Annotated in this window: 18 protein-coding genes; 4 read left to right on the plus strand and 14 right to left on the minus strand. The window is 28.4% G+C overall.

Annotation, left to right across the window (positions count from 1 at the left end; genetic code table 11):
* Positions 1 to 31: 31 nt before the first annotated feature.
* The 4 genes from CLPUN_RS15485 to CLPUN_RS15500 form a co-directional block, all read right to left on the minus strand.
* Positions 32 to 598, minus strand: a complete 567-nt coding sequence (locus tag CLPUN_RS15485) for a Maf-like protein (protein WP_077848155.1) — start codon at positions 596 to 598, stop codon at positions 32 to 34.
* Between the two features lie 391 nt (positions 599 to 989).
* Positions 990 to 1,649, minus strand: a complete 660-nt coding sequence (locus CLPUN_RS15490; RefSeq protein WP_077848156.1) for an SPOR domain-containing protein — start codon at positions 1,647 to 1,649, stop codon at positions 990 to 992.
* 259 nt (positions 1,650 to 1,908) lie between these two features.
* The gene (locus tag CLPUN_RS15495) at positions 1,909 to 2,508 is read right to left on the minus strand and encodes a C40 family peptidase (RefSeq protein WP_077848157.1); all 600 of its coding nucleotides are present in this window, start codon (positions 2,506 to 2,508) and stop codon (positions 1,909 to 1,911) included.
* Positions 2,509 to 3,107: 599 nt separating this feature from the next.
* Entirely contained in the window at positions 3,108 to 4,565 is a 1,458-nt protein-coding gene (locus CLPUN_RS15500) for an aminoacyl-histidine dipeptidase (protein WP_077848158.1), read from the minus strand.
* Positions 4,566 to 4,732: 167 nt separating this feature from the next.
* Between CLPUN_RS15500 and pyk the strand changes: the two genes are divergently transcribed.
* Positions 4,733 to 6,151, plus strand: a complete 1,419-nt coding sequence (pyk, locus tag CLPUN_RS15505) for a pyruvate kinase (protein WP_077848159.1) — start codon at positions 4,733 to 4,735, stop codon at positions 6,149 to 6,151.
* A gap of 238 nt (positions 6,152 to 6,389) precedes the next feature.
* Here the strand turns inward: pyk and CLPUN_RS15510 are convergent, their stop codons facing one another.
* The 4 genes from CLPUN_RS15510 to rpsA all read right to left on the minus strand — a co-directional run bounded on the left by CLPUN_RS15510 (position 6,390) and on the right by rpsA (position 12,412).
* Positions 6,390 to 8,120 (minus strand): ABC transporter ATP-binding protein, encoded by a 1,731-nt coding sequence (locus tag CLPUN_RS15510; RefSeq protein WP_077848160.1) that lies wholly within the window; start codon positions 8,118 to 8,120, stop codon positions 6,390 to 6,392.
* Positions 8,121 to 8,135: 15 nt separating this feature from the next.
* The gene (locus tag CLPUN_RS15515; protein ID WP_077848161.1) at positions 8,136 to 9,875 is read right to left on the minus strand and encodes an ABC transporter ATP-binding protein; all 1,740 of its coding nucleotides are present in this window, start codon (positions 9,873 to 9,875) and stop codon (positions 8,136 to 8,138) included.
* Positions 9,876 to 10,030: 155 nt separating this feature from the next.
* Positions 10,031 to 10,999, minus strand: a complete 969-nt coding sequence (locus CLPUN_RS15520) for an AraC family transcriptional regulator (RefSeq protein ID WP_242954151.1) — start codon at positions 10,997 to 10,999, stop codon at positions 10,031 to 10,033.
* Positions 11,000 to 11,260: 261 nt separating this feature from the next.
* A complete protein-coding gene (gene rpsA / locus CLPUN_RS15525; protein WP_077848162.1) occupies positions 11,261 to 12,412 on the minus strand; it encodes a 30S ribosomal protein S1 in 1,152 nt (383 codons plus the stop codon).
* Positions 12,413 to 12,945: 533 nt separating this feature from the next.
* On the opposite strand from rpsA, the gene CLPUN_RS15530 reads away from it, so the two are divergent.
* From CLPUN_RS15530 to CLPUN_RS15540, 3 genes are read left to right on the plus strand one after another with little or no spacing between them, the layout of a single operon-like run.
* Entirely contained in the window at positions 12,946 to 13,722 is a 777-nt protein-coding gene (locus tag CLPUN_RS15530) for a hypothetical protein (RefSeq protein ID WP_077848163.1), read from the plus strand.
* Between the two features lie 22 nt (positions 13,723 to 13,744).
* Positions 13,745 to 14,395 carry a PspA/IM30 family protein gene (locus CLPUN_RS15535; protein WP_077848164.1) on the plus strand — a complete coding sequence of 217 codons (651 nt, stop codon included), beginning with the start codon at positions 13,745 to 13,747 and terminating at the stop codon, positions 14,393 to 14,395.
* Positions 14,396 to 14,403: 8 nt separating this feature from the next.
* On the plus strand, positions 14,404 to 15,057 hold the full coding sequence (locus tag CLPUN_RS15540) for a DUF1292 domain-containing protein (RefSeq protein WP_077848165.1): 654 nt from the start codon (positions 14,404 to 14,406) through the stop codon (positions 15,055 to 15,057).
* Between the two features lie 83 nt (positions 15,058 to 15,140).
* Here the strand turns inward: CLPUN_RS15540 and CLPUN_RS15545 are convergent, their stop codons facing one another.
* The 6 genes from CLPUN_RS15545 to CLPUN_RS15570 form a co-directional block, all read right to left on the minus strand.
* Complete coding sequence (locus CLPUN_RS15545) at positions 15,141 to 15,590, minus strand: CBS domain-containing protein (RefSeq protein WP_077848166.1); 450 nt, start codon at positions 15,588 to 15,590, stop codon at positions 15,141 to 15,143.
* Positions 15,591 to 15,713: 123 nt separating this feature from the next.
* Positions 15,714 to 16,619, minus strand: a complete 906-nt coding sequence (locus CLPUN_RS15550) for a 3'-5' exonuclease (RefSeq protein ID WP_077848167.1) — start codon at positions 16,617 to 16,619, stop codon at positions 15,714 to 15,716.
* A 34-nt stretch (positions 16,620 to 16,653) separates the two neighbouring features.
* A complete protein-coding gene (locus CLPUN_RS15555) occupies positions 16,654 to 18,450 on the minus strand; it encodes a MutS-related protein (protein WP_077848168.1) in 1,797 nt (598 codons plus the stop codon).
* 19 nt (positions 18,451 to 18,469) lie between these two features.
* On the minus strand, positions 18,470 to 19,213 hold the full coding sequence (locus CLPUN_RS15560; protein ID WP_077848169.1) for an NYN domain-containing protein: 744 nt from the start codon (positions 19,211 to 19,213) through the stop codon (positions 18,470 to 18,472).
* A gap of 540 nt (positions 19,214 to 19,753) precedes the next feature.
* On the minus strand, positions 19,754 to 20,650 hold the full coding sequence (locus CLPUN_RS15565; RefSeq protein WP_077848170.1) for a metal ABC transporter solute-binding protein, Zn/Mn family: 897 nt from the start codon (positions 20,648 to 20,650) through the stop codon (positions 19,754 to 19,756).
* Between the two features lie 272 nt (positions 20,651 to 20,922).
* Positions 20,923 to 23,658 carry an AAA family ATPase gene (locus CLPUN_RS15570; protein WP_077848180.1) on the minus strand — a complete coding sequence of 912 codons (2,736 nt, stop codon included), beginning with the start codon at positions 23,656 to 23,658 and terminating at the stop codon, positions 20,923 to 20,925.
* Position 23,659 lies beyond the last annotated feature (1 nt).

Raw genomic sequence — 23,659 nt, forward strand, 5'->3', positions numbered from 1 at the left:
ACATATATGATACTCTCTTATTCCCTCAAAATTATTGTACTTCTTCCAGCATAAATTTCAATTTGTTTAATGGAAGTCCTACAACATTATAGTAACATCCCTTTATTTCCTTAACAAATATTCCACCTATACCTTGAATTCCATAAGCCCCCGCTTTATCTAAAGGTTCACCAGTTTTTATGTATTCGTGTATCTCATCATCACTTATTTCAGAAAAACTAACTTCTGTAGCTAAACTTTCCTTAATTATCACATCTTTAACAGTATTAATAACCACTATCCCAGAATAAACTAAATGAATTCTTCCTTGAAGTGATTTTATAATATTAAACGCATCTTCTTCATCCTTTGGCTTTCCAAGAATCTTATCTTCTAAGGTAACTATAGTGTCTGCTGATATTATAATTGAATCCTCATTCATTTTTCTTTGAACGTCAAGTGCCTTCCCTAAAGCTACATCTTTAACATATTTGTCGATTGATCCCTCAAAAGGAACCTTACTTTCATCAAAGTCACTTACTATTATATCAAAATCTTTGACTAATCTAAATAGAAGTTCTTGCCTTCTTTGTGAAGCAGACGCTAATACTATTTTCATATTATTCACATCCTAAAATAAAGAATCTAATGTATATTATTGACAAATAATATGCATTGTAGACATGTTAATTTTTAACTAAAAAAATATTAATTAAAAAAAGCATAGAAATGACAGTAAAGTGTATAAATCATTTCTATACCATATAGTTTATCATTTAAGATGTTCTTAAACAAGTCTGTTATATTAACTTATAGCTTTTTTTATACAAATGTAATTTTGTTGTAATAATTATTGATTATTTCTTTAGAAAAATGATCAACAAACCTGTTATTTCATTTTCTATAATACTTTATCAGCATACTATTTTAATAGTCCACAATTAAATAAACAACTTCATAACTACTCAAATATACTTTGCATGATTTATTTGTTATTTCTTTTGTATATCTTAATTTTTAAGCAATTTGTATAATTCTTGCATATTTTTACCATTATTTGTTTTATCCAATTCCTCTGGCAAAGCTTTTACGTAATTATTTAAAGCTTCTATTTTTTTAGATTTAATATTATCATCATTTATAACTGTATCGACCCATGTTTTAAATTCTGATGTCTTTATACTTTTCACTTCACTTTCTTGAAGTTTATTTGTAATTGTTAAGTAACCATCTATTATTTCAGTTAATTTTTTCATTTCACTTTTATCACTTTGAATATTTAAATTAACTTTAGCAACATCCATATTATTTGCTTTAAATTCTTGTATTTTTTTAATTCCATCCTGTTCTTTATATATCCCAGCCAACACTCTGTACTTACCTTCATCTTCTACTATAAAAGGCTCACAGTATTTAGATATAGACGATATTATTTCTTTAGCATTTTCTTCTTTAGAATAATATCCACATTGTAATGCTATAAAATTTTCTTCTTGGCTTCCATTATTTATTTCACTTGAATTTTTTGAATTATTTTCAATTTGTTTTCCTTGAAAAATAAAATTGCTAATATAAAAGCCGAAGCCTATAGTTATTGAAATAACTACTGCAATGTTTAATAAAAATTTTATCTTACTTGATTTTCCATATTCATATCTTGTGTATCTCATAGTATACCCCCTTTTTAATTATTTTATTCTATAAAATACACTTCTATGAATCTGCTTTACAGATTTTTTAAGTAATAAAAAAACATCCTACTAAATAAATAGAAGGATGTAAATATATTCTTTAATATAAATAACTATAATATGTTATATATTGCACTTTAAATTTTACATTATTAATAGCTAAATTTAAGAAATCACAAAAGGATTTTTATCTCTAGTTATCAATTGTCAACTGAAATATATCTATGTATTAATTTTTCTATTTAACAATTCTTCTCGCTGTTGCATATTTTTGTGAATAATATCCATCTGATAAAGAACTTACCATTACAGGCTTTCCTGTTCTTGGTGCATGAATAAATTCACCATTTCCAATATAAATACCAACATGGCTTGTTGAACCTTGTGTATTGAAGAAAACTAAATCTCCTGGTTTTAAATCACTTCTGTTTACTTTAGTTCCTTCCCCTACTTGAGTATATGTAGTACGAGATAGATTAATTCCAAATTTACTGAATACATATTGTGTTAATCCAGAACAGTCAAAGGCATTTGGCCCAGCTGCTCCATAAACATATGGTTTTCCCAAGAATTTATATGCGTAATTAACAACTTGTGTTCCTTTACTAATAGCACCTCTTGAAGCTGTATCAGTGCTTCCACTATCTAATGTTTCTTGTCCATCCGAAGGTGCTTTAATTACTTTTGTCGTTTTAAGTTCACTAGTCTTAAGTGTAATTCCTTTATTAGGTGTAAGTGTAGTATCAGCTTTAGCATTTTGAGTATTAATAAGACATGCTCCTGTAAAAACCAAAGCTCCAACTATGCATTTTATAAGCATATTTTTTTTGTTTCTCATATGTATTTCCTCTCCATAACCTAATTATAATTAATCTAGAAAACATTTTCATTCTTGCTTAAACCATCGTTTAAAATTTCAATATGTTCTTAGTATATTAATAAGTTGGATATTGGTCAAATTTTTTACACTTTTTTATTTTTATTCTAACTAAAATATCTTCCTTTTTCTCAATATTTCTCTATTTCTCTATTTCTCAATGATTTTATTTAATTTTACATTTTTATTCTTTTTCTAGCCTACTATATATGACTCTAATCCCTCAATTTAGTCTATTTTTATTTTTTTATATGGAAATATGATAAAATCCAACTGCAAATGTTTGTGTAGACATTGGATATTAAAACAAATATTTTATGTAACCTTTAAATAATTTTCTAGATAAAAATATGTTCAATAACTAAATATATGTAATCTACTTATTTAGAACAAATGTCTTAATAATTTCAAATTAAAATCACAAAAATAAACCTGAGTATTTTTAATTTATACTCAGGTTTTGCATTCTTAATAAATTTCTAATCGTGCTCACACTCTTTTTATAGATTTAATCAAATTCTTATTTGTGCTTCACACTTTTTTTATAGGTGCATTTTTTATTAGGCTCTTATTTCTTTAAGGACTTCTAGCAAATATTCAAAGCATCTACGAGTAGATGATATATTTAGATGTTCATTTGGAGTGTGTATATCTATTATATCTGGTCCAAAACTTATCATATCTAAATTACCTAATTTTTCTTCAAGAATTCCGCATTCAACTCCAGCGTGAATTGCAACAATTTCAACTTCTTTTCCATACATTTTAGAATATACTTCTTTACATATATCTCTTATTTTTGAATCTTGTCTGTATGGCCATGCTGGATATCCTGCATTAGTGGTAAATGTTCCGCCTAAAATTTCTGTTACGCATTTATTTCTTTCCACTATTTCTTCTCTTAATGACAATACAGAACTTCTTACTGCGCTATCATATTCCACATCATTTTCATTAGTGGTGACTACACCAAGATTAGTTGAACTTTCTGTTAAGCCTTCTATATCAGCACTCATTGTATTTACACCATTTGGATACATATATAGTAAGTTAATTACCTTAGATGTAGTATCATCAGAGAATACCTTTTCTACATTACTTTCTGGATCTGATAGATATACTTTTAAATCTGGATCTTTTTTACCAAATTCTCTTTTTAACTCTTCACATACTCTTGTTTTTAATTCAATTAATTTCTTTTCATCCTTTAAATTAATTGATATGATTGCTTCTGCTTCTCTTGGAATAGCATTATTCTTTGAACCACCATTTATTGAAACTAAATTAAAATCTAATTCCTTTGTAATTTCTTTTAATAATCTTCCAATTAATTTATTAGAATTTCCTTTTTCTAAATGAATATCAGTTCCAGAATGTCCTCCCTTTAGCCCTCTTATTGCAAGCGTATATTCCTTGGTTTCAGATTTCTTATCAATCCATTCAACAGGAAGAGTAGATTTTGTTCTAATTCCTCCTGCACAGCTGACTAAAAGTTTTCCTTCTTCCTCTGAGTCTATATTCAAAACTATTTTTCCACTAAGATAATTGGGCTGAATTGCCATTGCACCACTCATGCCAGCTTCTTCATCAGAGGTTATTAAAACTTCAATTGGTGGATGCTCTAGAGTATTATCTTCTAAGATTGCCATCGCATAAGCAACTGCAATTCCATCGTCTCCTCCAAGTGTAGTTTTATCTGCATATATATAGTCTCCATCAACAACTAATTTAATAGGATCCTTAGTAAAATCGTGTATTTTGTCACTATTTTTTTCGCATACCATATCCATATGTCCTTGAATTATAACTACAGGTGAATTTTCATATCCTTTTGATGCTGGTTTTTTAATAATTACATTTAAAGCACCATCTTGAATACATTCTAACCCTAAATTTCTTCCAAAAGTAATTAAATAATCACTTATTTCCTTTTCATTCCCAGATCCTCTTGGTATTTTGCTTATCTCCTTAAAATGATAAAAAATTCTTTCCTCTGTAATTTCCTCTAAATTTTTCATACTTTACTCTTCCTTTCGCCAATTATGTGATAAAATATCATTATACATATCTTTTTTCTTAGTTTATCATAAAATACTATGATATTATTTATATTTTTATGATTTTATGATTTATTATTTTACACACTATAAGTATAATGTATAAAATTTTAATGTGAGGTGTCTATATGCAAAAAACAAAAATGATTTTTACTATTGGTCCAGCAAGTGATAATGAGGAAACTTTAAGAAAGTTTATTGAAATTGGAATGAGTGCTGCAAGATTAAACTTTTCTCATGGTACACATGAATCACACAAAGAAAAAATTGAATTAATCCAACGTATACGTAAAGAAATGAATTCTGCAACAGCTATAGTCCTAGATATAAAAGGGCCAAAAATCAGAACTCATAACTTTGTAAATGATGGTGTTACTCTTAATGACGGAGATAATTTTGATTTCATTTGTGGTGAAGAAATTCTTGGTGATGAAAAAAGATGTTCTATTTCATATGATGTCCTTTATCAAGACATAAAAGTTGGCGGAAAAATTCTTGTTGATGACGGTTTATTAAAATTTAAAGTTACTGGTGTTGATGGGAAAACTATACATACAACAGTTATTGTTGGCGGAGAAATTAAAAACCATAAAGGTGTTAATGTTCCTAATGTAATTATTAAATTACCATCAATCACAGAAAAAGATATTGAAGATATAAAATTTGGATGCAAAATGGGTGTTGACTTCATAGCTGCTTCTTTCATCAGAAAAGCTAGTGATGTTTTAGATGTAAAAAAAGTTTTAAAAGAAAATCATGGCGAACATATAAAAGTAATAGCTAAAATAGAAAACCAAGAAGGCGTAGATAATATGGATTCTATAATCGAAGTAACTGACGCTGTAATGGTTGCCAGAGGAGATATGGGTGTTGAAATCCCAATTCAAAGAGTTCCTATAATTCAAAAACAAATTATAAAAAAATGTAATGAAGCTGGTAAAGTTGTAATAACTGCAACTCAAATGCTTGATTCAATGATTAGAAATTCACTTCCAACTAGAGCAGAAGCAAGTGATATTTGTAATGCTATTTTTGATGGTACTGATGCAATAATGTTAAGTGGTGAAAGTGCTTCTGGTTTATTCCCTATAGAAGCTGCAAAAACAATGTCTAAAATAGCTCAAGAAGCTGAAGAGTATTTAGATTATGATCATTTAACTTCAAGACTTAGAGAACCATCTCTTAATGATTATGCATCTGCAATAAGCTACTCAGCTTGTAGAACTGCAAATATGTTACATGCAAAAGCTATTGTTGCTGCAACAAAAAGTGGCGCAACTGCTAGAATTCTTTCAAGATATAGAGTTAAAGCTCCAATCATAGCTATAACACCTTATGACCAAGTAAGAAGAACATTAAATTTAAATTTCGGAATATGTCCTATGAAATGTGATATGTTTAATACTACAGATCAAATCTTAACTGAAGCTAAGAACATAGTACATGAATTAGGTATAACTAATCCTGGTGATGACATAATAGTTGCTGCTGGAATGCCAACAACTCATACTGGTGGAACTAATATGTTAAAGATAGAAAAGATCTAATTCCATTAAGATTTATCAGTTAAAATTTAAATGCAATTTCCTTTGTAAATTGTATCACTAAAAAAGGAGCTGTTGCAAAACTAATATAGTTTTGTTGCAGCTCCTTTTTATAAAATAGAAATTGATAATCGTAAAATCAAAACAAATGCTAACTCTTATGCTTTTGTTTTGAAGGTGCATTATTTCTAAAAAAGTGACCCTAACTTCATTAGTTTTTTAATCTAATCATATTAATTATTTATGCCATTTTCCAACCAATAGCCTTTTTTCTCACTCCAACAAAGTTTGCATAAATTCCAGGCTGGCTAACAAGTTCTTCATGTGTACCCTTTTGTACAATATGCCCTTTATTAATAACCAAAATCTGGTCTGAATTTCGAACTGTTTTTAAACGATGAGCAATCATAATAACTGTTTTATTTTTAGTCAATTCATTTACTGCTGTCATAAGCTCACTCTCGTTTTCTGAGTCAACACTAGACGTCGCTTCATCCAATATAATGATTGGAGAATCTTTCAATATTGCTCTAGCAATTGATATTCTCTGTTTCTCTCCTCCTGAAAGACTTGCACCACCTTCACCAATAACTGTTTTATATCCATCAGGCAGCTCCATAATAAATTCATGACAGCATGATTTTTTAGCTGCTGAAACAATTTCTTCCTGAGTTGCATCACTCTTACCAAAGCGGATGTTATTCTCAATAGTATCTGCAAACAGGTAAACATTCTGAAATACTTCACTTATATTTGAAAGAAGACTATCTAAAGAGTATTCCTTTATATCTATTCCCCCTATAGTAATTTTTCCGTTATTTACATCCCAGAATCGTGCAATAAGATTACACAATGTACTTTTTCCTGCTCCAGACGGTCCAACGATAGCCGTTGTCGTATTTTCTGGAATTATAAAACTTACATTATCTAAAATATTGTGACTACCATAGGAAAAAGATACATTCTCAAACTTAATATTGTAGTCTAAAGGATGCTGTTCCTTTCCTTTTTCATCCATTACTGGAGTACAATCAATAGCATTTATCTTTTCAATAGAAACATCTATAATTCTAAGCAGTGAAGACATACTTCCAGCAGATTGAAGTTGTCCAAAAATCATAAATGCAGCTACTGTCATCATAAGACAAATAGGAAGCAGCATACTGCCATCTATGTAAAAGATTATAGCCTCTATAATTACAATAATACTTACCATATATAAAATAATCTGCTGAAGCATTGTATATGGCACAAATGCTCGTTCCATCCTTAAATTGTTGTTTTTGCTTTCCTTAATTGCCCTCTTTACTCTTGTATTTGACTGGTTACCTAGATTAAAGGATTTTACAATAAGCATTCCCTGAATATATTCCAAAATATCTCCAACCAGCTTTTCTTGAGAATTCTGTCTTTTAGAAGATACTTTTTCTGATTTTTTCTGTAACATACCAATACACAATGTGAATAAAAAAGTTCCTGTTAAAATTGTAATTCCAATTCTCCAATCCATAAAAAACATAACTGTAATAACAACACCAACGTGAATATAGCCACCTAAAATATTAGCAAGCACCATTGAAGCATTATTTTCAATATCTCCCATAGTGGTAGTTACGTCTGACGTAAGACTACCAAGATTATTGTCATTAAAATATCCCATAGGCATGTATTTCATTCTGTCTCCAATATGAATGCGCTTTTCTCCACACATAAAATAACTTACCTTAGTTTTTCCAAAATCAGATGCATAACTGCACAATACTTTCAAAATAATGCTCAATATCATAATAATTAGAATTATCCAAACATCTTTTGATTTAACTCCATTTATCAATCCATTAAACACTATTGCCAGCGCACCAAATGTAAGCATATCAAAAATAGAATTCAGCACAGAAAAAACTACTACCCTTTTTAAATTTTTTTTCATACTTCCTGAAAATTTATAGATTTTTTGCAATATCTTTATCATGCTCTTATCCCTCCTTTATTCCTCATCTTTAATATCAATATGTTTCATCCACATATTATTATATACTGTACAGTTTTTTAGAAGATTTTCATGAGTTCCTTCTCCTTCAATATGTCCATTTTTGACAACTAGGATTTTATCAACATCTGTTATAGTCGATAAACGGTGAGCAATCATCAAAACAGTTTTGTTAACTATAACTTTTGCCATTGCTTCTTGAATTACTAATTCGTTTTCAGCATCAATGTAAGCTGTTGCTTCATCCAGTATAACTATGGGGGCATCCTTAAGCATAGCCCTTGCAATAGCAACACGCTGACGTTCTCCACCAGAAAGATGTCCTCCTGCACCTCCTACTGCTGTATCATAACCATATTCTAATTTGGTAATAAAATCATGGCAGCCACATTTCTTTGATACTTCTTCCACTTCCTCATCAGTTGCTGAAGGTTTTCCCATACGGATATTTTCTCTTATTGTTTCATCAAACAAATAGTTATCCTGAGAAATATATGCAATCATATCCATTAACTGTTCATTTGGTATTTTACGAATATCAACGCCGCCTATTTTAACAGCGCCTCCCTTAACATCCCAAAATCCTGCAATGAGTTTTGTTATTGTAGATTTTCCTCCACCACTTGGTCCAACAAATGCTGTAATTGTATTGGCTGGTATTTTTAAGTTTACATCTTTTAACAACGTATGTTTGTTATCATAAGAGAAGGTTACATGTTCCAATTCAATATCTAAAGTTTTTAATAACGTTTTTTCTTTCGGCCTATCAAGTTCAATTTCATCTAGAACACTGCAAATTTCTCCAACTACTGTTTTCAGCTGTGCAATATTATCTGTATAGCTAATTGCTGCAATGATTGGATTTACAATTCCTAATGAAAGTACGATACAGGTTATGAAATCTGGAATACTAAGACTTTTGTTTAAGCAAAGGATATATCCAATTGGAAGTATACTCACCAATACACCTGGCCATATAGTAAAGCTTAAGGATTTAAACCATTGAGCTTCTTTCATCCAATTTACTGCATAAGAAGCATTGTCATTTACAGCATCAGCATATCTTTGATATGAATTAGCAGACTGATTAAAAGCCTTAATTACTTCAATTCCATTAATATATTCAATAGCTGTTGTTGTCATTTTTCTCATCCTCTGAACCAAACCATTGAATTTTTCTTCATATCCTCTCGCCATTCCTTTATAACAGAGAAAGCCAATAGGAAGTGTAATCAATGAAGCAAGTGCCATTCTCCAATCCAGCGAAAATAAATAGATTAAAATAAGCACAGGTACACAAAGATTTGCTGTCATTTCTGGTACCAGATGTGCAAGAATAGTTTCCATACCTTCCACTCGGTCTACGATGACATTTTTCAAATGACCAGATGGAGTATTTACCATATAACCCATAGGAACTCTTGTTAGTTTATCCGCTAAACGCAGACGAATTTCTTGCAAAGTTTCAAATGTTGCTGTATGAGATACTATTGTTGAAAGATTAGATAATACAATCTTAAGTAAAAATCCAAATCCAGCAATTAAAAACCACTCCATATAGACAAAAATATTTTTTTCATTATCCATTAATAATATTACAATTTTTGACACCGCATAAAATGGAACCAGACTTGCAACCACACCAAGAACCGCTAAAACGATTGACAATATATAATTTCCCTTGTTAGGTCTGATAAATTCTATCAATCTAGATAAAGCATTATTTTCATTTTCCATTTCATCATACTCCTTAACATATAAAATAGAGGCTAGTTAACTTCATCTAACCAACCTCTATTTTAGTTATATATTCATTTTTCTACCACTCTTCTATGGCAATTAACACTCCATTTAGACAGAAATTTTTATTTAGCTGGTTTTATCTTTATTACCTATTTTAACAATGATTTTCGGTATTCCGATGGCAGTATTCCTATATTTTTCTTGAAAGCATCTGAAAACTTGCTTGGATTCTCATATCCAATTTTATTTGCAATTTCGGTAATACTCTCATTGGTTTGCTTTAACAACAAGGCAGCCGTATGAATTCGGTAATCTTTCATATAAGCATATATAGAAGTACCATATACTCCCTTAAAGCAAATTTTCATAGAAGTCAAAGAAATATTAAATTTTTTAGATAATTCATCCAAAGAAATATGATCTTGAATATGTTCTACCATGTAATTTCGGATTGCCTTTACTGTCTGTACTTGATTTCTATAAAAATACCGATGTTCTTCTCTACAATCCTTTTCCTTCAAAGAAGATAAAAACATAAGAAGCTCTATTACTTTCAATTTAAAATATCCATGAATTAATTCAGCAGGTGCTGTGTATAGTTCTGAAAAAATATGTTCAATAGCTTGTTGCCCACGAATAATTATAAACTTATTTCTACTGCACATTCTTTTCTTAATTTTATAAATATCAATTGGGATTCTACCTAACGCTTCTGAAATTTTTTCTATTGTATCTGCCGCTTCTGGCAGATTAATTGTAATAGAAATACCATGAAAATGTGAAAGTGGAAAGCTAGTTGATTTAGTTTCATTGCTCAACATTGTTAAGGACATATCTCCAGCTCCAAGGTAAATACAATCACCATTCTTAAATTCACATTCAAACCTGCCTTCTCGGCAATGATTAATTTCTATTACATTAGGCTTAGGTAATTTATTTTGATTAAAACCATTTTCCATATGAAAATCATTATATAATAAATCAATGCCCGGAAAAATGTGATAACATGTAATTGTCCCATCTCCAGTTTCATTACTAGTTTTATAGATATGGCAATCTTCTTCTTCTATCCTCTGCATTTCTGAAGCAAAGAAATCTATAGAAATCCTTTTTTCCAATCCATTCCATCTCCTCTTATTTCATTGACTAAAACTTAATTTATATATTGTCTTACTCCTTCATTTGTTCATAAATGGTAATAAAATTATTATACTTTAATTTTGACCAAGTGTCATTTAAGTCATGTTTTCTTTTATGCCGATATTAGATTAAAATAAGACTCTACTAATCAAATTCATGGTTTGATTAGTAGAGTCTCTATTCATTTTAAAATTCATAGCCTTTGTTCTTTTACTGTTAATTGTTAACTAACCTAATATCTACTCAAATTTAAATCCTTTAAGTAAATCTCCTAAAGAAGTTCCTTCTTCATCATTATCAACATAATTAAGGTATTCTTTATTACTTTCTAATGCATCTTTAATACTTAAAGCTATTTTCTTTTCTTCTTTATTAAAAGTTAATACTTTTACCTTTACCTTTTGATTAATTTCTAATACATCTGCTGGTTTTGTTATATGTTCATCTGTAATTTCTGATATATGTACTAATCCTTCTATGCCATCAAATAATTCAACAAAAGCTCCAAATGAAGTAAGGCGGACAACTTTACCTTCTATTAAATCGCCTTCCTTAACATTACCACCATGTAATGCCCAGGGTTCTTTCGCTACATCTTTTAATATTAAAGATAATCTTTCTCTTTCCTTATCTACATTTCCTATAAATACTTCTACCTTATCTCCTTCTTTAACTACATCTTCTGCTCTATTTACTCTTTCCCAAGATAAATCTGAAAGATGAATCAAACCTTCTATTCCACCAATGTCAACAAAAGCACCAAATTTAACTAACTTTTTAACAACGCCTTGTCTTTTTTCCCCTTCTATTAAACTATCCCATATAGCTTTTTTATTTTTGTTATATTCAGCTTCTTCAATTATTCTTCTTGAACCTACAATTTTATTATTATTAAAATCTAATTCTGTAATTTTAATTTCTAGCTCTTTATTAATTAAGCTACTAAGTTCAATTCTTTCTCTTCCTGCAAGAGAACCTGGAATAAACACTCTTATATTTCCATAATAAGCAATTACTCCACCTTTAGTTTCTTCTTTAACTTTAACTGTAATGTTTTTTTGTTCTTTAAAAGCTTGCTTTATATCTTCTTTTTCCTTAATTGCTAAAACTCTTACTAATGAAAGCTCAACGTAACCTTCTCCATCATTTGGAGACAAAACATATACATCAATTTCATCATCCTTGTTAACTACTTCCCTAGGATCTTTTTCATCTGCTGATAATTCTTCTCTACATATTAATCCATCAAAAGCATAGTTTATGTTAACTGAAACTTCTTTATCATTTACTTCAATAACCTTCCCCCTTAAAATATCTCCTCTGTTTAATCTTTTTACATCATAATCATTTAAAAAATCACCCATGCTGCCTTGTATTTCTTCATTAGACATTAATAATCACTCCTTAAATTATAACTTTTCTACTTATTATATTAATCTAATAAAAACGTTTATACAAGTATGTGTTAATATACTATAATATACTTAAGATAAAATTTATTTCACAAAATTTTTATTGAATTAACAATAGATTCTACTAAATGAAACGAATTTGATGTAAAATAAAAGCAAAGTTTAAATTTTTTCTTAAATTTTAAGATAGTCTGTATAATTGCTTTATAATTTTATACTCTAAAAAATTAGTAAAATCGAATGTTTTTACTTTATAATTATTTTCACTTGAATATAAACTTTATTATAATAACTAACAATTTTTTGTTCAAATCTATCAATATAAATATAAAAAATATTTAAGCAGTATCAAATACCATTTAAAACACCATTAAATACTATTATACATAAGATATATAAACCTTTATGTATTATATTTAATTCTAATCGTCTTTTTTAAGGTTTTTTCGGTGTTTTTGCATATTGTGTATAGGTACTCTTTTATATATAATAAATACATAATCTTTTAAGGGGTGATCACTATTCATGAGATTAAGAAAAAATATGTTTTAACTATACTCTTAACCTTTATATTTGCATTTTCAAATTTACCCTTAGATATTTTATCTAGTGCGGGTATAACGCCATCTGATAGTACTGTAGCTTTTGCTAAATCTAGTGGAAGTAGGTCAAGCTCAAAGAGCAGTAGCAAATCTAGTGGCAGTTCAAGCTCAAAGAGCGGGTTTAGCTCAGGTTCTGTTAGTGGTTCATCAAGTAAATCTTCTAGTAGTGGTTCAAGCTCTAATAGTAGTTCATCCTCTAGCAGCACTACTGGTTCCACTAGTTCCAAAAGTGCTGAAGGTTTTAAATCAGGTGATTTTTCAAGTGGTAGCAGTGGTTCAAAAGTTAACTCTGATTCAAGTTCGACTTCTGGTTCGACTTCAGAATCAAGTTCAACTTCTGATTCAGGTTCGACTTCAAAAAGTGCTGGTGCATCTTCAGGTTTTAAGAGTGGTTCATACTCTACAACTGATAAGGATAAAACTGACAATGCTTCTACTTCTGGAAACAATAACACCAGTAACACAACTAATACAAATGATAACAAAAGCAATAATACCCAAAACTATAACACTGGCTCTAATAGGAGCTCCTTCTTCCCAATGTTCTTTGGTGGAGGCGGTGGATTCTACAGACCATTTTATTTCGGCTCACCTTCGAGCTCAATAATTAATGCTTTAGTTTTAGTGGTAATATTTATATTAGCTATAATCTTAATAAAAACATACTTAAATAAAAAGAGAAAATAATAAATATTTTGGAGGTATTAATATGGGAATTTTTACAAGAATGTCAAATATGATTAAAGGAAAAGTAAATTCAACATTAGATGAAATGGAGAATCCAGTTGAATTATTAGATCAAAAATTAAGAGATATGGATGAACAATTTAATAAAGCTAAATTAAGTTCAGCTCAAATTTTAGGTAATGTTCATGAAATTGAAAAGAAATTAAATAATGCTAAAAAAGAAGCTGAAGATTATGATCAAAAAGTAAGATTAGCTTTAAGTAAAGGAAATGAAGACTTAGCTAAGAGAGCTTTAGCTAAAAAGGTTGAAACAGATAAAAAGGTTTCTTCTCTACAAGCAAGTTATGATAATTCTAAGGTTCAAGCTGATGCTTTAAAAGCAAATCTTCGTGCTTTAGAAGAAGAAATTACAAAGACTAGAAACTACAGAGATGAAGCTGCTGCAAGATTTGCAAATGCTGAAGCATCTCAAAAAGTTAATGAAGTTCTTGCAAATGTGCAAACTAAGAGTAACTCAATCCAAATTGATAGTATTGAAAGAAAAATTCAAAGAAAAGAATCTCTTGCTCAAGGTTTAGGAGAATTAAGAAACATAGACAATTTTGATAGTGAATTTGAAAAATTAGATGAAGTTGACTTAGACCTTGAATTAGCAAAATATAAATCTAACTAGGTGAAAATATGGATAATGATATTGATTTTATTAACGGGGAAAGAAGATATTGGGGGAAAATTTATACAGACGTAGCTTATGCTATAAGTGAGATATCTCCCTTTGTCTCTGAAAGAGATTTAAATATAAGAAAATATGTTACTAAAGCACCCATTCTTCAAGAATATGTTAAACTTTTAGATTCTGCTGAAGTTGACTGCAAAAAGAAGTCTTTATTTTCAATGTTTAAATCAAATCCAAGCATTACTTTACTTCAAGATTATAAAGCAAAGCATAAAGAAAACTTTAAACAATTAGAAAAATGTTCCCACTGTACATGCTTAAGTTGTGCTTTTGACTGTAACTTTAAAAAATGTTCAAGCTGTCGAAGTGGTTCCATGCTTTACTTTTGTGATAAAAAGAAAGTTAATGTAAGAAAATTCGAAAATTTTACGTTAGATCTTACTAACAACGATACTGGAAGAGCTTCAAAATACACAGTTTTAGGTGTTGTTGAAGATTGTGAATTAGATAAGTTGTACATCTTATTACAAAATGTAAGTAATTCTAGCGATAAATTAGTACTTTATTATTACTCAGGAATTAAAGATGATTCCTATGGTGAAATAACAGATGCTGAAGAATTTGATTTTGTAGTTGAAACTTATCAATCTGCAGAATAAATAATAAAGCAGAAGTTGTTCTAAACTTACTTGTCCTAAGCTTAGCTTAAGACAAGTAAGTTCTAACAACTTCTGCTTTTTGCTTAACCTTCATCATACATAGCAAACTGTTGCAACTGTAATTCTTTTCTCTTTTCCATTTCTTTAAAACAGTAATTTATTATATCACTTCTTTTTATTATCCCTATAAACGTTCCATTATCATCAGTTACTGGCACGAAATTTTGGCTTACAGCTAATGATATTAAACTTTCTATATTGGAAGTTATAGATACTGATTTATGGACTATTCTTCTTTTTATTTCTTTAACTTTTATAGACTCAGTATTTTTGAAGCCTAAACTCTCAGTATTTTTTAATTTCCATAATAGGTCTCCCTCAGTTAAAGTTCCTACATACTTTCCTTCTCTATTTATAATTGGTATCGCCGTATAACCGTAGTGCTCCATCTTTTCCATAACTTGCCTCATTGTTGATTCTTGATTTTCACATACGACTTCGTTTTTAGGTGTAAGAAAAAAGGCTATATTCATAAATAAAATCCTTTCCTTAAATGTATTCGTTTGTTCTTGTTACAAATATATTTTACCATATTTAAAAGTAAAATTCTTTAACGAAATTATTACTTATTCGTGAATATTTCTTTAAAATTAACTTTATTCATCAGAATTTTCTAATTTATAAATATAATTTAAATATACTTCGTTTTTTACAATGCTATTAACTTCATTATATGCTTCTTCTCCTTTTAATGTCTTTTTAACTAAAACTTCACATAAAACATTATTCTTACATTTAGGACATATACCTACAGCTGCAAATCTCCAATTTAAAAGCTTTATCGAAGTTTCCAACTCAATCTTTTTACCACACTTAGGACATTCCAGCCTTAACTTTTCTTCATTGATTTTAACATTTTCAAGATTTGAAACATGTATTGCTGGCATATTATATACATCCTTAACTAAATAATTTTTTATTACTCTAGAATTGTATACTCTCCTAAATACCTCAACTGTATATTGAGCATCATTCAGTGCATCATGGAGCTTTGTTTCATCTACCTTTATTTTAAGTTCATCTAAGGCTGCCTTAAGTCCTAATGCTTTCTTATGTGCTAATATTTTAGTTACATATTCTTGAATATCTAAATACTCATTAAGCCAACTTAAATCCTTGTAATTATAATGATTTGCATTTATTATTAATTCTACAACGTCATCTTTTGCCCATGAACAGAGAACATCTCCTTCTTCAAACATATCTCTAAGCTTTCCTATAGCTTCTTCAAAGGTTACTCCCTTTTCATTTAATATATCCATGTCTATCTTTGTAATTTCAGTTACTACTGGATTTATTACAGGAAATATACTAGGTTTAATATATTCTCTAAGTTCATTTATAGGCTTCATGTATTTATCTACCTTTACAGCTCCTATTTCTATAATTTCATTTTCTAAACCTATTGAATCAAAATTACCATGCTCTTCAAAAAAGTTCTTATGATAATTAGTTATATTTTTTAAATTGTTAAACTCTAAATCAATAATAATGTACCCCATACTTATTCCTTCCTCAAGTCAAATTTGCTTTTATCTAGCACCCAATTTCTATCCCCGCAAGCTCCATTAAATGAATTGCATTTTGTGTTTCACTTTTTCCTTTTCTCAATATATAGTCAAATTTAATTTTATCATTTTCATAGAATTCTCTAAAGTTATAATTTATTATATTTTTGCTCTCTTCTTCTAAAGCACATAATTCTAAATCGTGAGTAGAAACAAGTCCTACTCCACCATATTGAAGTAATTGCTTAATTAAAACTATAGCTCCAATATGCCTATCCTTTGAATTAGTTCCTTTAAATATTTCATCTAAAAGGAAGAAAATCTTTTCTCCTTTTTTGCAGGCTTCTATTAATATTTTTATTCTTAAAATCTCGGCATAAAAGGAAGAAATGCTTTCTTCTAAATTATCCTTTGTCCTCATGCAGGTATATATATTCATAATTCCACATGAGAATTTCTCAGCACATACAGGTGCTCCTATATAGCTAAGAAGTAAGTTTACACCTAAAGTTCTTAAAAATGTGCTTTTTCCAGACATATTAGAGCCTGTAATTAAGGATATCTTATGATTTCTTCTTAACGAAAATGTATTTCTAACAGCTTTTTCTCCAATCAATGGATGCCCAATGTTTATTCCCTCTATTTCATTTTCATTTAAAATTACTGGATACGCCCAAGTTTCATTTTCAAAGGAAAGATTAGCTATACTGCTTAATGAATCTATTTCATGCATTACCTCAAGCCAATTTTCAAGTTTTTCACCATTTCTTTCTCTCCATTTTTCTAAATTTCTCATTAAGAAAACATCTGAAAATATAATTACATTCAATATTAAATAATATGCATTGTATTTACTATTACCTGACCAATCTAGTATATTAGAAAATTTCTTCATTTCTTCTTTGCAGCTTGAATTTTGACTTTTTAATTTACTGCTTAAACTTGTTAAATATAAAGAATCAAATTTTTCATCTTCTATTAAACCTAAAATTCTGCTATATCCATTTACACTAGCTTTTATTGAATCAAATAAATTGATTTCCTTTGCCATGCTCTTAGATAATATTTTAATAACAACAAAATTCACCATTAAATCTAAAATTAAAAAAGATTCTGGAACTATTTTTCTTATAGCTAAATATATTGAAAAAACTGTTATAAGTATAAAAGTACAAGCGATTGCTACTCTTAAAGGACTTGAAGTTTCTTTTTCCTTACTCCATTTAATTAAGCTTAATAAGTCCATATTCTTTGATTTTTTCAGCTTACCTTCAACAATTAATTTTTGTCTCCACTGGGCTTTTTGTCCTAATTCTCTTATAGATTCTTGCCTTTCTTTTATCTGAGTATTATCTAAAACCTTTTCTCTCTTTAGTAATTTTGCTAATTCCTCTCTTCCACCCTTAGTAACTGTAGAATTAATATATTGGAAAATAGAATTATTCCCAAACACATCTAAATCATTTGTAAATGGATGGTCTTCTTCTAAATATTCCACCCCTTTGTCCTTAAACTCCCTAAATTGACCTGATATTCTTTTTAGTCCTTTTTCATTAATCTTTATTAATAAATCAAGTTTATTTTTATATTCAAATATACTGTTATGATAAATTACTAAGGCTAAAAAAATACCTATAAAAGCTATAGTTACAATAAAAAGTGCTCCTATTTTATTTTCTCTATATAAAAAGTAATCAATTAAACTTCCTAATATTAATACCGCTAATCTGCTCCAGCCAACAACATTTACTTTGACCCTTACAGCATTAATTTCTCTACTATTGTTTTCTATATTATTTTTATAAAATTCTTCTGCTAAATTCATACTACCTCCTTAAGTAATTTTATTTTTTCACCTTATTTCTAACTAGTAAATTTCTCTTATTAGCCTTATCTGGTTCTATTTCAAATTTATTCAATGATAATATAAATGATGATAACTTTGAGTGACCATAATTTCTTGTATCAAAATCTGGATAACGCATGTTGAGTTTAGTTCCAACCTCTCCGAGACCTATCCACCCCTCTTCATCTGATCTCTCATCTATTATATTCTTTATAGATTTTATAACTTCTCCTCTATTTGCCAGACCTTCTTTAGGTACCTGCTGCTTTTCTAAAGTTTCATCACCGCTGCTAACTTCTGTAACACTTCCAGCTAGAACTTCAAGATATTTAAACTTTTCACAAGCTGATATGAAAGGTGTAGGTGTTTTCTTTTCACCCATACCAATAACGTACATTCCAGCTTCCCTTAAACGCGCAGCTAATCTTGTAAAGTCACTATCACTGGAAACAATACAAAATCCATCTACATTTTTTGAATAAAGTATGTCCATAGCATCTATTATTAATGCTGAATCTGTTGAATTTTTGCCTGTTGTATAACTATATTGTTGAATTGGTGTGATCGAGTAATTAAGAAGCACACTTTTCCACGAAACAAGTTGTGGTTTAGTCCAATCTCCGTAAATTCTTTTATACGTTGGTGTTCCATGATTAGAAATTTCATCAAATATAAATTTTATATATTTATCCGACACATTATCTGCATCAATTAAAATTGCAATTTTTTTATCATTCTCCATTTACTATACCCTTTCTCAATAATTTAATATTGCTTTTAATTTTCTTTTAGTTCATCATCCCATATAATATTTTTACCTCTAAGTGTTTTATTAAATTTTTTTGACTTTTTTCTAACTTCATAAAAAATTTAACAATCACTTTTCCTACTCACCTCATTCTAGTTTTTCTTCTATAGTAAATATTGTATCATTTTTCTATTTAATTTTGGGAATCATTGCTTTATTTTTTATTATTATAATTTAAATACATACCTCAATATATTACCATAACCTATCTTCTTTATATTTTAATTTCAATTATTTTTTATTTATAAATAAAATTATATCCTGTTTTTCTCTTTCTATAATTTTTTTTGATAGTATTTAAAATACAGTGCTTACTTCACTATTATAACCATTATTAACCAAGTAATTAAGTATTTTTATAAATAATTCTCTAAAATAATATATATTCTTAGCTAAGCACAAATTAAGGGAACTCATTAAATGAGTTCCCTTATACTATGCTAAATTATAAAAACTATTATTAACTAACATAACCTATTCTTTTGATAAGCATTTATATATTTCATCTAAATTATATTTAATTGCTTTTATATAATCTTTATCATCTTCCTTAGATTCTAACGTCAATATTGGAACAACCTCTGCTCCAACTTCTTTTGCTAAGGTTTGTGATACTTTAGGGCTTGCTAAAGACTCTGAGAAAACAGTCTTTATATTATTTTCTTTGCAGAACTTAACTAAATCTTCTAGCTGCTTTGGTGTTGGTTCTCCTTCAGCAAATAAATTTTCTACTGATTTTTGATTTAAGCCAAAATCTCTACATAAATATCCAAAGGCAGCATGTCCTGTTACAAAATTCTTTTTATTTAATGCATCAAACTTAGGTTTATATTCATTATATACATTTTCTAATTCTTCTTTAAACTTTTTATAATTTTCTTCGTAATAGTCTTTATTCTTTTCATCTAACTTAACAAGAGTATTTTTTATGTTTTCAGATTGTATTTCTGCATTTTTTACACTTAGCCAAATATGAGGATCAACGGCATCTTCTTCTTTTCTAACTTCAACACCAGTACTTGAATCCAAAATAGTTACGCCTTTATCCTTAATAGCTTCATTAACTTGGTCTACCCAGCTTTCCATACCTAATCCATTATAAATAAAAACCTTGCTCTTAGTTAATGTTTCAAAATCTTTAGTTTTAGGTTCATAATCATGTGGTTCCATATTATCTGGTACTAAACAAGTAACTGTCACTTTGTCTCCAGCTATTTTTTCTGTAAATTCTTTTAGTGGATATATGGAAACAATAATATTTAATTTATCATCTGCTATATTTTGGGTTGTAGTTTCAGTCTTAGCGTTACACCCTATTAACATAACCCCTGTTAAAATAGCTAAAACTCCTGAAATAATTTTCTTTTTCATATTATACCTCCGTATTTGCATTTGATTTGCATTTGCAACTCTGTTTATAATATTACTTTTATTATTCAAATATGTCAAGATGAAGGATACATTAAATAAAAATTTTATCTCAGCTCTAATCTAAATTTAAATTCACTTTTTTATTTTTAGTTTATATTTATCTGGTCAGTAATTGATATTTTAAAATTTATGCAAACAACTTCTTTTTTAATAATGTATAAAAAATAATATCAACTGCTATTACATACGAATTCTCATCAATCTATAGAACATTACTTTAACAGTACTATATTATATTCATAGGAATTATTATCTAAAATCTTCTGCTCCACTTCCTGGCAGGTAAATAAAATCACTTGAGCAAAACCTTCCTCAATTAAAAGTTCTAAAGCTTTTTTTCTCCTGTCATCATCATATTGTACAAAAGCATCATCTAAAAATATTGGGACTTCTTTATTTTTAAATAACATGTTTATAAAAGATAATCTTAACGCTAAGTATAATTGGTCTTTAGCTCCATTACTCAGTATATCTCCATCAAAGAGCATTCCATTATTTCTCACCTTTAGCTTATAATCTTCAGCTATTTTAGCATCTTCATAGCCGCCATCTGTTAATAAATTAAATTTCTTTACAACTTTTCTATTTAAATCTGGACCAACATTTTTTCTAATTTCATCAAAAGATTCTTGAAATAAGTCCCTTGCTAAATTCAAGGCTTTAAATTCCTTCTCTAACTTTGTAATTCTTTCCTCATTAATTAATATGTCTTCCTCTATTTCTGGAATTTCTCTCTTCCCTAAAAATCTTTTTTCTATAAGATGCTCCAAATCTTTTATTTCTTTTTCTTCCCTCAATAATTCATTTGACTGATTTCTAATTTCAACATCTATTTCTTCCTCTGATTCATAAGAATAATTTATGTCTTGACTTATTATCTGCTTCATTTCCTTTTTGATTTCATCTATATTTCTATCCTTAAGCAAAACCTTATAAGTTTCTTCTACACTTTCAAGAGCACTTTTTATTTCCTTCATTTGATTCATTTTGTCTTTATATTCTTTTAACTTAACGTGCATATCTGCTATTTGTATATCTTCTAAACCAAGTATAGAAACTTTTTTTCTTATTTCTTCTTCTTTATCAGCTAGCTGCTCATTAATATTTTCTATTTCTTTCTTAATTCCATCAAATTCATATTCATTTCTATTTATGTTTGATTTTAATTCTTCATAAATCTCAACTTGTTCTAATACTTCCTCCAAGGATTGGCAACCTAATACATTATATAAGGAGGCTATTACACCTTTATTTCTATTATAATTTGTTTTCAAATTAGTAATATCATACTTATTGATTTCCTCTTCCTTATTTTTGATAATTAACATCATATTATCTTTATAGCTTTTGTATTTATCATATTGAGTAAGCTTATTAATAAATTCCTCATAACTTGCAGCTTTAGTTTCATTAAGATATAAATTTAATTTATCTTCACATTCTGTAATTTTTTCTTTTAAACTTTCAATTGCTTCATTGTTATTTTTAATAATATCTATATTTTTTATTTCTAAAGAATATCTCAAATATAATCTAATTAATAAAATAAATACAGGAATACTTATTATAACAACAGGAATTATCTGCTTTAGAGCTGAATAAATAAAAATCAAACTGCTAATAAAGCCCGCTAAGTAAACAGCTTTTATTTTTTTATCAATATTCTTTAAGCTACCTTTTATTTTAGTGTAACCTTGATTTTCTATTTTATATTTTAATTCCTTTAGACCTTCTTTATAAAAATCCAGTAATTCTTCTATTTCACTTCTATGTTTTTCTATAAATTCTAAATTACCAATACTACTCCCCTGCTTATTAATATCCATTTTAAATCTAGAAATTGAATTTTGAATATTAACAATATCGTTTAGCTTTTCTTCTAAATTCTTTTGGTCAATTTTCAAAGAATATATTTTTTCTTTAATATTATTTCCCATAGAAGATATAACCCTATAATTCTTAACATTTTCAGTCTTTTCCTTTAATGCTTCCTGAAGCTCATAAAATTTATTCATCTTTTCTTGTTTTATATCTAATAAACTTAAATATCTTGAACACTTTTCATCAATTTCTTCTAAAAACTCAAAGGTTATATAATCCTCGCCTTTTTTTAGCTCTTCACTGATAGCTTCCTGCTTTCTTTTTAATTCCTCACCTTTTATTAAATAATTGCTAATTTCCTTATAATCCTTTTGAAGCTTTATCTTTTTCACATATTTTTTATATAAGTCTAATTTTTGAATTTGTTCTTTTATATTTATTTTGCATTGTTTCTTCTTTAATAAGCTTTCCTCATTATCAACATTTTCTTCTGCTAATTTATAAGCTTCCCATAACTCAGCTTTAAGAGAATTGTGATTTTCTTTTAATAAATCAAGCTCTCCGCCTTTTCTAGTAGCCACTAATTGCTTTTTTCTTTTTTCCAGCTTTTCAATAACCTTTCTTACTGAAGTATTTTCATCTCCAGAATTATATATATTAGTTATCTTTTCCATGATTTCTTCTTCTTTATCCTTTGAAACCATTACCCCTAGCTGGCTTATAAATAAAGTCTTAACAAAAGTTGCCAAATTTATACCAAAAAAATATTTTCCTGGTTCATTTTTATGTTCAATTTCTACTATTTCTCCAGTTATCTCATCAAGAATTTCGCAAGTATCTTCTTTTTTGCTCATTCCAAAGCTTCTTTTTATAATATAACTTTTTCCTTTAAAATCTATTAAAAGTTCGCCAGAAATCCTCTCTCCAGTTAAAGGTAAGTATTTTTTTCGCTCACTATCTCTGCCCCTTGAATTATCAATTCCATATAACCAAATTTTTATAAAATTTTCTATGGAGCTTTTACCTTGCTCATTTTTGCCATAAATTAAATTAAACCCTTTGGTGAAATCTAAACTCTTTCCCTTTATTCCAGCAAAGAATTCAATATTAACTTTCTTAATTAATATA

The sequence above is a fragment of the Clostridium puniceum genome (assembly GCF_002006345.1).
Taxonomy (GTDB): domain Bacteria; phylum Bacillota; class Clostridia; order Clostridiales; family Clostridiaceae; genus Clostridium; species Clostridium puniceum.

Coding starts and splice junctions, on each gene's coding strand:
- CLPUN_RS15485 (WP_077848155.1), bottom strand. CDS start 598: ATGAAAATAGTATTAGCGTCTGCTTCACAAAGAAGGCAAGAACTTCTA.
- CLPUN_RS15490 (WP_077848156.1), bottom strand. CDS start 1,649: ATGAGATACACAAGATATGAATATGGAAAATCAAGTAAGATAAAATTT.
- CLPUN_RS15495 (WP_077848157.1), bottom strand. CDS start 2,508: ATGAGAAACAAAAAAAATATGCTTATAAAATGCATAGTTGGAGCTTTG.
- CLPUN_RS15500 (WP_077848158.1), bottom strand. CDS start 4,565: ATGAAAAATTTAGAGGAAATTACAGAGGAAAGAATTTTTTATCATTTT.
- pyk (WP_077848159.1), top strand. CDS start 4,733: ATGCAAAAAACAAAAATGATTTTTACTATTGGTCCAGCAAGTGATAAT.
- CLPUN_RS15510 (WP_077848160.1), bottom strand. CDS start 8,120: ATGATAAAGATATTGCAAAAAATCTATAAATTTTCAGGAAGTATGAAA.
- CLPUN_RS15515 (WP_077848161.1), bottom strand. CDS start 9,875: ATGGAAAATGAAAATAATGCTTTATCTAGATTGATAGAATTTATCAGA.
- rpsA (WP_077848162.1), bottom strand. CDS start 12,412: ATGTCTAATGAAGAAATACAAGGCAGCATGGGTGATTTTTTAAATGAT.
- CLPUN_RS15535 (WP_077848164.1), top strand. CDS start 13,745: ATGGGAATTTTTACAAGAATGTCAAATATGATTAAAGGAAAAGTAAAT.
- CLPUN_RS15540 (WP_077848165.1), top strand. CDS start 14,404: ATGGATAATGATATTGATTTTATTAACGGGGAAAGAAGATATTGGGGG.
- CLPUN_RS15545 (WP_077848166.1), bottom strand. CDS start 15,590: ATGAATATAGCCTTTTTTCTTACACCTAAAAACGAAGTCGTATGTGAA.
- CLPUN_RS15550 (WP_077848167.1), bottom strand. CDS start 16,619: ATGGGGTACATTATTATTGATTTAGAGTTTAACAATTTAAAAAATATA.
- CLPUN_RS15555 (WP_077848168.1), bottom strand. CDS start 18,450: ATGAATTTAGCAGAAGAATTTTATAAAAATAATATAGAAAACAATAGT.
- CLPUN_RS15560 (WP_077848169.1), bottom strand. CDS start 19,213: ATGGAGAATGATAAAAAAATTGCAATTTTAATTGATGCAGATAATGTG.
- CLPUN_RS15565 (WP_077848170.1), bottom strand. CDS start 20,650: ATGAAAAAGAAAATTATTTCAGGAGTTTTAGCTATTTTAACAGGGGTT.